The following is a 12,596-nucleotide window of genomic DNA, read 5'->3' as shown; positions in this document are numbered from 1 at the left end:
CCGAGGAGTCTTTAACATGCGGATTGCCGCGCTCGATCAAGGCACCACCAGCACCCGTGTGCTGGTGGTGAGTGACAATGGGTCTGCTGATATCCAGCTCTCGTTGCGCCATCAGCAACACCATCCCCACCCCGGTTGGGTGGAGCATGATCCACTGGAGTTGCTCAATAACCTGCAGCGTTGCCTGGAGGCCACCGGCCAGGTGGATGCCATCGGTATTGCCAACCAGGGTGAAAGTTGCCTGGCGTGGGATGCCAAGACCGGCGAGCCGTTATCCCCGGTGATCGTCTGGCAGGACAATCGCACCTCGGCCGAGATCGCCCAGTTGCGCGGCGACGGGGGCGAAGCCCTGACCCTGGAGCGTGCGGGGTTGCCGTTGGATCCGTATTTTTCGGCGAGCAAGCTGGCCTGGATCGTACGCAACCTGCCGGTTGCGCAAAGCGCCTTGAAAGCCGGGCGGCTGCGCCTGGGCACCACCGATGCGTACTTTCTCGATCGCCTGACCGGGGTCTTTGCCACCGACGTCACGACCGCCTCGCGCACTTCGCTGATGAACCTTTCGACCGGGCAGTGGGACAGCCAGCTCTGCGAGCTGTTTGGCGTGCCCATGGAAACGTTGCCGCAGATCCGCGACACCGTCGGCCACTTTGGCGAGATCGGCGCCACGCCGGTCACCGCCTCGATTGTCGACCAGCAAGCCTCACTGTATGGCCATGGTTGCCGCAACGAGGGCGACGCCAAGATCACCTACGGTACGGGGGCGTTCGCCCTGACCTTGACGGGCGAGCAGATCATCCGAGCGCCGGACAAAGGCCTGCTGGCAACCATCGCCTGGCAGATCGACGGCAAGCCCACGTATGCCATGGACGGTGGTGTCTACGATGCCAGCGCCGCCGTGGAGTGGGCCGGGCGGCTTGGCTTGTTCAGCGATTTTTCAGAGCTGGCGGCCTTCGACGAGCCGCCGGCCATTGGTCGCCAACTCGCGTTTGTGCCGGCGTTGTCCGGGCTCGCTTGCCCCCACTGGGACCGCAGCGCGGCAGCCCTGTGGGTGGGCATGAATGGCAGCACCACGCGCCAGGATATGTGCCAGGCCGTGCTGGAAGGCGTGGCGTTGCGCAGTGTTGAAGTGATCACGGCCATGGACGGTTTTCTCAGTGTCACCGATCACCTGTCCATCGATGGCGGCCTGGCGCGCAGTCCATATTTTGCGCAGTTCCTTGCTGATGCCTTGCAGCGTTGCATTGTCACCCAGCGCTTCGATGAGCTGACGGCGTTCGGCTGCGCAGCGCTGGCAGCCAAAGGCCTTGGCGTGGCCCTCAAGCCACCGCGTAATACCAGCACCAGCTTTCACCCGAAAGTCAGTGCCGCGCAAGCCCAGCAGTGGCGTGCCACGTTCAGCGATGCGGTGACCCGTTGCCGCGACTGGCGCTGACGGCTTACCACTCCGGCCGGGTCAGGGCAGGGGCCTCCAGGACTTCCACCTGGGCCTCGGCCAGGGCCTTGGCCAGTTCACCCAAGGGTTTGCGGTCGATGATCAGGCGGTCGATGCGTTCCAGCGGGAATACCTGGAACAACGCGCGCTTGCCCATCTTCGAGGAATCGGCAATGACCGTGAGGTAGCGCGTGCGGGCGATCATGGCGCGGGTGATTTCCGCCTCTTCGATGGAGAAGTCGAACGCCCCGTCGGTGTTCAAGGCGCCAATGGTGACCACCGCATGCTCTGCGTTGAAGCGCGCGATCTGCTCCATGGCCAGGGCGCCGATATTCTGTTCCGATTCGGGGCGGTATTCGCCACCGATCATGAATACGCGATTACCACTGGCGCCAATGGCGGAGGCGATCAACAAGGAGTTGGTAATGACCGTGATGCGGTTGAGCTTTGCCAGTTCACGGGCAAAGAACAGGGTGGTGGTACCGGTATCGATCAGCAGGCTGTCGCCCGGCGCATAGAGCCCGGCGGCAAACCGCGCCACCGCACGTTTCTCCTGGGAGAATTCGTTCATCCGGGTCTGGAAGGCGTTCTCATGTTCGCCGCTGGGTGGCAGCGAGGCACCACCATGGAACTTGGTGACCTGGCCATCGTCGGCCAGGGCCGTGAGGTCGCGGCGAATGGTCTCTTGCGAGGTGCTGAGGGTGCGCGCCAACTCATCGACTGAAATGCGTTCACGCTGGCGTAGCAGCTCAAGGATATGTTGGCGTCTTTCATTGGGGCGCATGGGGATCGATCCTCTTGATGCTACGTGAGTGCGCCAGCGGTGCGCAGCGCTGTTACCGAGGCACTCAAATGATGCCGCAGCAGCGTGTGTTGGGGCGCTTGAGCGCCAGCGCAGATGGCGTGAACTTGGTATTGGCGTTTGCCGTTCACGGGCTTAGAGTCCGCTGCCTTGAAAGGTATGACCAGAGATTACGCAATAGAATTGACCGATTCCAGTGTGTTTAACCCGCAAAACCACAAGAAACACACGATTGGCATGGGAAGTGGTTAGTTATAGGGTGTGAAAGCGCAACAAATGGGGCTGTAAAACGCGTTTGGCCAATGGAGCGACCGAACTGGGGCGTACTCCTACAAAAACAATTGATTCAGTACAGATGGAGCGAAAGCAATGGCGGAATTCGGCAACTACGTTATTTACCTGATCATGATCGGCGCGGTGGTGGGCGCGTTTGCGTCCGTGATCAAGCCCGACAGTGGCCTGGGCAAGGAGTTTGTCAACGGCATCCACTCCATCGGCCCGGTGTTCCTGGCGCAGGCGGGCATCATGGTGGCGATCCCGTACCTGTCCAAGTTCATCGAGGTGGCCCTGGGGCCGTACTTTGGTGCGATGGGTTCCGACGTGTCCATTGCGGCACTGTCGATCATCGCCGTGGACATGGGTGGCTACCAGCTTGCCGATGCCCTGGCGGCGAACCGCGACATGTGGATCACCGCTATGATCGTGGGCTACACCTCCGGTGCGACCATCGTCTACCTGATCCCGGTCGGCCTGATGATGCTCGAGCGCAAGGACCACAAGTACCTGGCGCTGGGGGCCATGGCCGGGCTGATCAGCATCCCGTTTGCGGTGCTTGCGTCGCTGATGATGATCACGGCCTTCAACCTGCCGGTGCGTGACATCGTCTCCACCACCTCGCCGGCCCTGCATTACCTGAGCCTGGGTTTTGTCGACTGCGTGCGCTTGCTCGCGCCCTTGTTTGTGTTCTGTTTCCTGCTGGCTGCCGGCCTGCGGTATCGGGCGTCGTGGATGGTGGCCGGGTTTTTGGTGTTCGGTAAGTTGATGGACGCGTTTATCAAGATCGTCCTGGCGCTGGCCATCGTCGAGCACTTCACTGGCTTCTTCATGAAAAACTTCGGCGTGTGGGGTTTCGACCCGATGTTCGCCGACGAGAAGGAATTGTTCCGCGCCATCGAGATTGCCGGCTATATCGGCATCATGCTCGCCGGTACTTTCCCCATCTGCTACCTGTTCAATCGCTACTGCAAGAAACCCATGCAAGTGCTGGGCAAGCACATCGGGCTGTCGGCCGATGGCGCGGCGGCGTTTGTCATGGTGTTTGCCAATATCATCGCGGTGTATCACCTGTTCAAAAAGATGAATGCCCGGGACAAGGTCCTGTGCGTGGCCCTGGGTGTCTGCGCGCAAGCGACCATTGGTGATCACCTGGCCTTTACCGCCAACTTCCAGCCGACGCTGATCATGCCGATCCTGCTGGCCAAGCTGTTCGGTGGCCTGCTCGCCGTGGCAATCGCGATCAAGATCTCCGTGCCCGCCGCCCAGCGCTACGAAGCCCAGGAACGCGAGCGCGAAGAGGCCGACGCAGCGGGTGTGCCAGTCGCCCAGCCGGTATGACGCCAACTGTTTAATCACCGCAAGGGTGCGAGCCCTTGCCTTGCCCTGAGGTAACAATGAGAAAGATTTTTCTGGCCTGCCCCTACAGCCATGCCGATGCGTCGGTCACCCATGAGCGCTTTATCCAGTGCAACAAGGTGGCGGCCACAATCATCGAGTCGGGTCATGGGGTGTTTAGCCAGGTGTCGATGTCACACCCGATCAACCTGGCGTTTGAAGGCAAGGACAGCGCCACCATCGGCAAGCTGTGGGCACCGGTGGATGCGCTGTTCATGGACATGATGCAAGAGCTGATCATCCTCGACCTGCCGGGCTGGGACCTGAGCTCGGGGATCAAGCGCGAAATCGAGTTCTTCAAGAATCGTGGGCAGAAGGTCAGCCTGTGGTCGGACGTTTCTAACGAGTTCATCTGACAACGTATAACCCTTGTGGGAGCGGGCTTGCCCGCGATAGCAGTGTGTCAGTCAAGTATTTCTAACCTGACCCACCGCTATCGCGGGCAAGCCCGCTCCCACATTGGTTTGTGTGTGCTCTTCAAGTCACGCCCGCCCCGTTGTATGGTTTTGCCAAACCCTGCCAACGAGGATCCCATCATGTACAAGGACTATCCCGCCGCTTACCAAGTCAGCAAGGGTGCAGCCTTGCAGGTCGACAAGGCGTTTTACGACCGTGTGCGCGAGTGCGGGGCAGGGCGCACCCTGGTCGAGCAGTTCGACGTGCCGATCCGCACCGGTCGCGCGTGGAAGGTACCGGCCGGCCATGTGTTCCGCGTGACCACCCCGGTCGGGCCGCAGGTCGGCGATTTCAATGTGTGGAATGCCAATGACCCGCGCGAGCGCATGTGGGCTGCGCGCACCCGCCAGCTGCAAGGCGCCCATGTCAGCACCTACGACCGCCTGTGGTCGAACCTGCCGTTCCTGCGGCCGATGGTCACCATCACCGATGACAGCCTGGCCGGCTACGGCATCGACGAGCACGGCGGGCGCCTGCACGATCTGCTGGGCACGCGTTGCGATCCCTACGTGAACAAGATGCTCACCGGCGAGGACTTCCACCATCATTGCCATTCCAACCTGACCCGCGCCGTGTTGCCCCATGGCCTGACCGAGTTCGATGTGCACGACGTGTTGAATATCTTCCAGTGCACCGGCCTGAATCACGACGACATGTACTTCATGAAGGCATGCCCGGCCAAACAAGGCGATTACCTGGAGTTCTTTGCCGAGATTGACTTGTTGTGTGCGCTGTCCACCTGCCCGGGCGGTGACCTGTCGCTGCCGATGTGGGGCCCGGATGCCCAGGACCCGCTGACGGTGTGCCGGCCGCTGGGGGTGGAAGTCTACCGGCTCGACGACGGGTTGCTGGAGGGTTGGAAGTCGCCTGAGCGCGCCGCGTACAACGGCAATCACGGCTTGTTGATTCCCAAGGCCGCGTGGGAAAAATAATCGAGTGGGGAAGGAACGCGCTATTGCTTTATGGGGGCTTCTGTGGGAGCGGGCTTGCCCGCGATGCGGTGGATCAATCGGCACATTAGCTTGCTGACACACTGCTATCGCGGGCAAGCCCGCTCCCACAGAAGGGTTTAGAAAATCTAAAGCAGTGGTTAAGAACGTATCGTTTCCACGCCCGTTTTTACCTCCTTAGTATGGCGCTCAAGCAATTTCGCCTGAGGTAAACCGACCATGCACAGCCCTGATCTGGTGCTCTACACCGACAGCTCGCCCAATGGTTTCAAGATCACCATCGCCCTCGAAGAAATGGGCCTGGCCTACACCCTGCGTCATGTCCAGATCGATCACGACGAGCATCGTCATCCGGATTTTCTGGCGCTCAATCCCCATGGGCGTATTCCGGTACTGGTTGACCGCGGCGCTGGCATCACCCTGTTTGAGTCCGCCGCGATCCTGCTGTACCTGGCGCAAAAGAGCGGGCAACTGTTGCCCCCTGCCGGCCCGGCGCATTGGGCGGCGATTACATGGTTGATGTTTCACAGTTCAAGCGTGGGGCCGTTGTTGGGCCAGCGCGTGCATTTCGAACTGTTCGACGACAGCGCCAACGCCACGGCAATCCAGCGTTATCGGCAACTGACCGAAGCGGCCTTTGCCACCCTTGACCAACAATTGGCCGCCAACCCCTGGTTGGCAGGGCAGGCCTATTCCATCGCAGATATTGCGACCTTTGGCTGGATGCACATTGCCCGGGTGATTGCCTTCGATTTCAGTCAGTACCGGCACCTGAGCGCGTGGTATGAGCGGGTCAACCTGCGCCCGGCCGTGCAACGCGGTATCCGCCTGCCTGCCCCTGCCACTGGCCCCTGAGTGGCCCATTCCGAGGACCCTGTATGAACTCCACCGCCACCTGTGGCGCCAACGCGTCGGCCTTTGCCAACCACCCCGGCTACCGGCGCATGTTCGCGCCGGATCAACTGACCCTGGGGATCTTCCTGCCGCTGCGTTTCTATGAGGGCGACATGGCAGTCCTCGCCGGCCAGGCGCAATGGGTCAGCGAGATCGATCGCCTGGGCTTTGCCGCAGTCTGGGTGCGCGACGTGCCCTTGTTCGACCCTTCGTTTGGCGATGCGGGCCAAGTGTTCGATCCGTTTACCTATCTGGGCTACCTGGCCGCCCATAGCCGGCAGATTGCCCTGGTGACCGGCAGTGCAGTGTTCTCGTTGCGTCATCCGATTGACTTGGCCAAGGCCGCCGCGACGATTGATCGATTGTCCGGTGGCAGGCTGGTGATGGGCATCGCCTCGGGCGACCGTGCCGTGGAGTTTCCGGCCTATGGCCTGGAGCACGGTGCGCGTGCCGAGCGTTTTGCGCAGTCGGTGGACTACTTCCGGCAATTACTGACGGCCACGGCGCCCACTATTGAGTCACCCCTTGGGCAGTTGAGCGATGCGTACTTGTTGCCCAAGCCGGTAACGGGGCGCATTCCCCTGGTTATCACCGGGTCGTCGCGCCAGTCGATGCAGTGGCTGGGGGAGCAGGCCGATGGCTGGCTGACCTACCCGGACAGCACCCATAACGTGATGGGGCCAAGGCGCCTGGCGGAAAAAATCCGCGCCTGGCGCGATGGGATTCCAGGCGGTGGCTTCCGCCCGCATATGACCAATGAATGGATCGACCTGGCCGATGACCCGGACTTCCCGCGGACGCCCATGCAAGGTGGCTATGTGCTCAAGACCGGGCGCAAGGGCCTGATCGACCTGCTTGGCGAGTGGCGTGAAGCGGGCGTCAATCATGCCGCCCTCGGGATCCAGATGGCCCAGCGCCCGGTGGCCGAGATCATTGAGGAACTGGCGCAAGAGGTGTTGCCGCTGTTTCCGGCACTGGCTGGCCCCGAACCCCATCTGCAACAGTGGTAGCAGCGGGCGCTGTACAAGCGTCAGGTTCAGACACTAAAATGAGAAGTATTATCATTACCGCTCATTGGACCTGACATGTACGACGACAGTCTCGTCTCGCCCGTCGAACAACTCTATACCCGTCATCACCCCTGGCTGCGCGGCTGGTTGCAGCGTCGCCTGGGGCACAGCGCCGATGCCGAAGACCTGGCGCACGACACCTTCATCCGCGTGTTGCGCACGCAGCAGGATGTGCGTGAGTTGCGCCAACCCATGGCATTTCTTGCCGCGATCGCCAATGGCTTGCTGATCAACCGCTGGCGCCGCCAGGCCATTGAACGGGCCTACCTCGAGGCACTCGCCGCGCGCCCCGAAGCTGAGGAACCGTCGCCCGAAACGCGTTACCTGATGATCGAAACCCTGCTGCAACTCGACTCGCTGCTGGTGGGCTTGTCGATGCAGGTGCGCAAGATCTTCTTTTTGTCCCAGCTCGATGGCCTGACGTACCCGCAGATCGCTACGCAATTGAGCTTGAGCGTGGCCCAGGTACAGCGGGCGATGGGCAAGGCTTTCAGCGTGTGCTACGCGAGTCGTTTTGAATGACGGGCATTGCGGTTGCACCGAAAATCCGCGAAACGGCCATCGATTGGATCGTCAGGTTTGAGTCCGGAATGATGAGCCCGGCCGATCACCAGGCGTTGCAGCAATGGCGACTGGCGAGCGCCGAGCACGAATACGCCTGGCAACGCGTCACCAGCTTGCCCCTGGTGCCCACCTGTTGGCGGATGCCACCGCGCGGCGCGCATTGGAATCTGCCGGGGCTGATCCGCTACGGCGCCGGCAGGTGCTCAAGTGCTTGTTGGGGCTGGGGCTGCTGGGTGGCCTGTCGTGGCAGGGCGCCGATTCGACGCTGGTGCGCGCAGCCTTTGCCACGTACCGCACGGCGACCGGTGAGCGCCATCGCTGGACCCTGGCCGATGGCAGTTCACTGTGGCTGAACACCGCCAGTGCCGTCAGCCTGGACTTCAGCGCCTACCTGCGCAGTGTGCAGTTGATCGAGGGCGAGGTGGCGCTGGATGCACAGGTCGAGTCACGCCCGCTGCAACTGGTCACGCCGGATGCGCTACTGAGCAGCCGGGAGGCCAACCTGCTGGTGCGCCACGATCAGCAGGGCACGTGGATTACCGTATTGCGCGGCTGGGTCGACGTGAGTTCGCCGCGCAACCCGTCACCAGTCGCGGTGGCGGCGGGGTGGCAGACCCGGGTGGATCGCCAGGGTGTGGGCGCGCCACGCCAGAGCGACGGGTTTCTGGCCCAGGCCTGGTTGCGCGGGATTCTGCCTGCCGAGCGTATGCGCCTGGATGTGCTGCTCGCCGAACTTTCCCGTTACCGGCCGGGCGTCTTGCGCTGCAGCGAGCAGGTGGCGGGGTTGCGCGTGACCGGGAGCTTCCAGCTGGACGACACCGATGCTGCGCTGGCGTTGGTGGCCCATGCGTTGCCGGTGCGCATCAAGCGTCGTACCCGTTATTGGGTGACTGTGGTGCCGGTCTGAAAATTTTTTTACGTTCCCCCCGCAGTTTTTCAAAACTCGCTTGGCCTATAGGAATAACCCACCGAGACAGGTGGGCCTTCACCTCTAGGAGCCCTGCATGATTTCTCCCGCAAGTGTCTTGCGCACCCGCACATTGGGTCTGTTATTACTCAGCCTGCAACCGCTGTACAGCACCGCGGTTTTCGCCCAGGCCGAGCGTCAGCCCTATAGCATCGACGCCGGTCCCCTGGACCAGGCGCTCTCGCGCTTTGGCGTGCAGGCGGGTATCAGCATGGCGGGCAGTTCGACGCTGACGGCGGGCAAGCGCAGCAACGGCCTGCACGGCAATTTCAGCACCGAAGCGGGCCTGGCGCAGCTGCTGGCGGGCACCGGCCTGAGTTTTCAGCGTCAGGCCGATGGCAGCGTTCAATTGCACCCGGCAACCACTGCGGTGGTGCTGCCGTCGCAGAAAGTCACCGGCGAGGACCTTCAGAAGAAAGCCGTCTACTCGGCGCCACGTTCAGCGGTTTACATCTCCCCGGAAGAAGTGCAGCGCTTTGCCGTGATTTCCCCCGGCGATTTGCTCAAGGGCCAGCCTGGGGTGCAGGTGGGTGACAGTCGCAATGGCGGTGGCCTGGATGTGAATATCCGCGGGATCCAGGGGCAAAGCCGGGTCGCGGTCACGGTCGATGGCTCGCAACAGGCGCTGGATGTCTATCGCGGTTATGCAGGCACGCAACAACGTAGCTACATCGACCCCGACCTGGTCAGTGACGTGGCCATCGACAAGGGCCCCAGCCTGACCTCCAGCGCCATCGGCGGCACGGTAGCGATCCGCACCCTGGGTGTCGATGACATCCTGCGTGATGGCAAGAATGTTGGCCTGCGCCTCAAGGGCGACGTGTGGAACAACGGCGTGGAGCCTGCCTCGCGCAACAGCCATTCGGCCACCGAAAGCCTGTATTCCGAGCCGCACCAGCATCGTGGCGGCCTGTTCGGTTCCGATTCGGAGTCGGGCAGCGCGGCGTTTGCCTACACCCACGAGCTGTTCGACGTGGTGGCGGCCTACGCCCATCGCAACCAGGGCAACTACTTCTCCGGCAAGCACGGCCAGGACCGCTACCGCACCTATGACCGCTATGGCCGCGAAAACATGACGGTGGCCACCACCTACAACCCTGGTGAAGAGGTGCTCAACTCCTCGGCAGAGACCGAATCGATCCTGCTCAAGACGACCCTGCGCCCGGCCGACGACCACACCTTCGACTTCGGCTACATCCGTTACGATGGGCGCATAGGCGAGATCATGCCGTCGGACATCTTCCGTTTCGGCACCGGTGGCATCTACCAGTACCCGCGCGGCCGCACCCAGATCGACACCTACACCGCCCGTTATCACTACCTGCCCACGGGCAATATGCTGGTGGACCTGACGACCAACCTATGGATGACCGACGCCCAGACCAGTCAGTTGACCTCGGTGCTGGCGCCCAAATCCCAGGCCTATCGCTCGGACCGCAACTGGACCCGCCAGGCCGATCGGCGCATCGGCGGGGACCTGGCCAATACCTCGCGTTTTGAAACGCAATACGGCGATTTCAAGTTGGACCTGGGGGGCTCGTTCCAGCTCGAGGAGCTGCAGCCGCAAAAGGGCGTGGTCACCACGCAGAACGATATCAACGCCAACCGCAGCCTGCGTGACGGTTCGCGCAAGGAGTTCAGCCTCAACGGTAAGTTGGAGTACCAGCCGATTGAAGAACTGACGTTGTGGGGCGGCGGGCGCTACACCTACTACCGCACCAAGGACCATGTGCCGCACGCCACCGCCCAGCGCGAGGAGCGTGAGTTGCGCTACGTGAATGTGATCAAGCCGGGCAGCTACGGCAACATGCTGTGGTTCCCCGACGAAAACGGCCAATACACCGACGCCACCGACCCGCGCCTGAACAACGGGATTGTCTTCAGCGACACCAACAATCCATTCGACGGCCCGCGCTACAACGACTACGGGGGCATTGGCACGCGGGTCTATCCGTCACAGGTGGGCGAGGTGGTCACCGGCTACACCTATTCGGGCAAGCAGAGCGACAGCAAGGGCGCCTTTTCACCGGCCATCGGCATCAACTATGAGATCGCGCCGGATACCTTTATCTACGCCTCCTACACCCAGGGCCTGCGCATGCCCTCGCTGTTCGAAACCAGCCAGGGCACCTTGCAGACCATGCCTGGCAAGGGCCTGAAACCGGAGCGTTCGAGCAACTGGGAAATCGGTGCGAGCACCCTGCAAAAAGGCCTGCTGACGGACAACGACACGGCGGCGATCAAGCTGGCGTACTTCAACAACACCATCAAGAACTACGTGACCCGTTACTACGACCCAAGCCCTGGGCTGATGGGCCTGATGAACTTCAGCAATACCGACAGCTTCAAGACCAGCGGCCTGGAGTTGCAATCGAAATACGACGCCGGCTGGGTATTTGCCGACCTGTCGTCGACCTACTACCTGAAGACCGAAACCTGCGACTCGGCCTTCGCCGCGCGCTTGCGGGCCAGTTCCACCCGCTGGCAGAAGCTTGACGACACCCCCAACTGCACGCCGGGCAGCTTCATGGGCTCGTACACCAACACCCAGAACCCGCCACGGGTCGCCGGCAACCTGACCTCGGGCCTGCGCTTCTTCGACCAGACCCTGACCGTTGGCGGGCGCTTGACCTACACCTCGGGCCCGACCGTCACCGCAGACAAATCCTGGCAGACCGGCGCCACCACCCCGCAACTGGTCTACCGCGAAGTGGCGCTGGTGGATCTGTTCCTCAACTACAAGTGGCAGGACCACACCAATCTCAATGTGTCGCTGGATAACCTGACCAATCGTTACTACCTGGACCCGCTGGCCCAGAGCTTCATGCCGGCGCCGGGGCGCACGTTGCGTATGGGGCTGGTGACCAAGTTCTGATGGCGTGGCGCAAATTCTGCGCCCGGCAGAGGTCCTCCGTGGGAGCGGGCTTGCTCGCGAAAGCGCTGTATCAGCAGCGGATGCCCGTCCTGGAACACCGCTGCTACAAGGTTAGAGAATGTTCGTAGGCGGCAGTCATGACGTGCCAGGTGTGGGGGTTGGCCGGGATCAGGTGCTCGATCCGCAATGAGGTGACGGTGATGTCCTGGGGCATGCCGAAGGTGGTGAAGGTGGACATGAAGTCCAACTGCCCCTGCCGCGAATTGATGCGCGTCAGCACCAGTGGCGGCAGTTCATGGGTCAGTGTTGTCGAGCCTTGTGGCACCGGCAGGCTTTCCAGCAGCGTGGCCAGGGCCGGATTGCCCAATGCTTCCCGGGCCGCCCGTTGCCAGGCGAGGTTGCGGATTTCGTCGGCATTGAGCAAATGGTCGCCCAGGCCACCCGGTTGCAGCAGGGTCGTCAACAGGTTCAGGCCTTGTGCTGCGTCGGGCGCCAGGCCCACCAGGTCAAACAGGACCTGGGTACTGGCGTTGGCGGCGAGTACTTCCCAGTGGCTGCCCAGCACGATGGCCGGTGCTGGGTTGTTGGCCTTCAGCACATGGTTGATGGCCTCCCGAATGGCATCCATCGCCGGCGCAGCCAGCGGCGTAGCCTCATAGCGTGGGGCGTAGCCGGCCGCGAGGAACAGGCTGTTGCAGCGTTCCAGCGGCACGTCGAGGGCCCCGAGCAGGTTGTGCAAGGTGCCAGGGCTGGCCTTGGCCCGGCCGGTTTCGATACAGCTCAAATGGCGCTGGGAAATACCGCTGATCAGCGCCAACTCCAATTGACTCAATTTCGCCTCGCGGCGCAACTGCCGCAGTTGCGTGCCGGCATTGGTATCGGGCGTGGCTCGGGGGAAAGGTGGGCGGTTCATGG

11 protein-coding genes and 1 pseudogene are annotated in these 12,596 nt (G+C 62.2%); 10 read left to right on the top strand and 2 right to left on the bottom strand.

Translation table 11 applies throughout. The features are described from left to right. The first annotated feature begins 16 nt into the window (after window positions 1-16). Entirely contained in the window at window positions 17-1,432 is a 1,416-nt protein-coding gene (locus tag HKK57_RS24620; protein WP_169390974.1) for an FGGY family carbohydrate kinase, read from the top strand. Window positions 1,433-1,436: 4 nt separating this feature from the next. On the opposite strand, the gene HKK57_RS24615 is transcribed toward HKK57_RS24620, so the two are convergent. Continuing rightward, window positions 1,437-2,216 carry a DeoR/GlpR family DNA-binding transcription regulator gene (locus HKK57_RS24615; protein ID WP_029294548.1) on the bottom strand — a complete coding sequence of 260 codons (780 nt, stop codon included), beginning with the start codon at window positions 2,214-2,216 and terminating at the stop codon, window positions 1,437-1,439. 387 nt (window positions 2,217-2,603) lie between these two features. Here HKK57_RS24615 and eutH point away from each other — a divergent pair, with 387 nt between their 5' ends. From eutH to HKK57_RS24575, 9 genes and pseudogenes are all read left to right on the top strand, one after another. Beyond that, on the top strand, window positions 2,604-3,848 hold the full coding sequence (eutH, locus tag HKK57_RS24610) for an ethanolamine utilization protein EutH (RefSeq protein ID WP_029294550.1): 1,245 nt from the start codon (window positions 2,604-2,606) through the stop codon (window positions 3,846-3,848). A gap of 56 nt (window positions 3,849-3,904) precedes the next feature. Then, window positions 3,905-4,261: a DUF1937 family protein gene (locus tag HKK57_RS24605; protein WP_169390973.1), complete on the top strand. Its 357-nt coding sequence runs from the start codon at window positions 3,905-3,907 to the stop codon at window positions 4,259-4,261. 180 nt (window positions 4,262-4,441) lie between these two features. Continuing rightward, on the top strand, window positions 4,442-5,293 hold the full coding sequence (locus HKK57_RS24600; RefSeq protein WP_070996318.1) for an urea carboxylase-associated family protein: 852 nt from the start codon (window positions 4,442-4,444) through the stop codon (window positions 5,291-5,293). A gap of 237 nt (window positions 5,294-5,530) precedes the next feature. Next, complete coding sequence (locus tag HKK57_RS24595; protein ID WP_092236276.1) at window positions 5,531-6,166, top strand: glutathione S-transferase family protein; 636 nt, start codon at window positions 5,531-5,533, stop codon at window positions 6,164-6,166. Window positions 6,167-6,189: 23 nt separating this feature from the next. Beyond that, a complete protein-coding gene (locus HKK57_RS24590) occupies window positions 6,190-7,215 on the top strand; it encodes an LLM class oxidoreductase (protein WP_169390972.1) in 1,026 nt (341 codons plus the stop codon). A gap of 75 nt (window positions 7,216-7,290) precedes the next feature. Beyond that, window positions 7,291-7,797, top strand: a complete 507-nt coding sequence (locus HKK57_RS24585; RefSeq protein ID WP_092236282.1) for a sigma-70 family RNA polymerase sigma factor — start codon at window positions 7,291-7,293, stop codon at window positions 7,795-7,797. Beyond that, window positions 7,794-8,192 (top strand): FecR/PupR family sigma factor regulator, encoded by a 399-nt coding sequence (locus HKK57_RS27455; RefSeq protein WP_442962260.1) that lies wholly within the window; start codon window positions 7,794-7,796, stop codon window positions 8,190-8,192. Before HKK57_RS24585 ends, HKK57_RS27455 begins: the two co-directional genes overlap by 4 nt. Then, window positions 8,108-8,338, top strand: a pseudogene (locus tag HKK57_RS27450) (FecR domain-containing protein); the annotation flags it as partial. The gene HKK57_RS27455 and the pseudogene HKK57_RS27450, both read left to right, overlap by 85 nt. Before the next feature lie 505 nt (window positions 8,339-8,843). Further along, window positions 8,844-11,681: a TonB-dependent receptor gene (locus HKK57_RS24575; protein WP_070996314.1), complete on the top strand. Its 2,838-nt coding sequence runs from the start codon at window positions 8,844-8,846 to the stop codon at window positions 11,679-11,681. A 103-nt stretch (window positions 11,682-11,784) separates the two neighbouring features. Here HKK57_RS24575 and HKK57_RS24570 read toward each other — a convergent pair whose 3' ends face one another. Further along, window positions 11,785-12,594, bottom strand: coding sequence for a helix-turn-helix domain-containing protein (locus tag HKK57_RS24570; RefSeq protein WP_169390971.1), 810 nt, complete (start codon window positions 12,592-12,594; stop codon window positions 11,785-11,787). Between the last annotated feature and the right edge of the window lie 2 nt (window positions 12,595-12,596).

It is taken from the genome of Pseudomonas sp. ADAK21 (assembly GCF_012935735.1).
GTDB classification, from domain to species: Bacteria; Pseudomonadota; Gammaproteobacteria; order Pseudomonadales; family Pseudomonadaceae; genus Aquipseudomonas; species Aquipseudomonas proteolytica.
The sequence above is the reverse complement of the archived record's forward strand: the minus strand, read 5'-3'. Positions and strand labels throughout refer to the sequence as shown.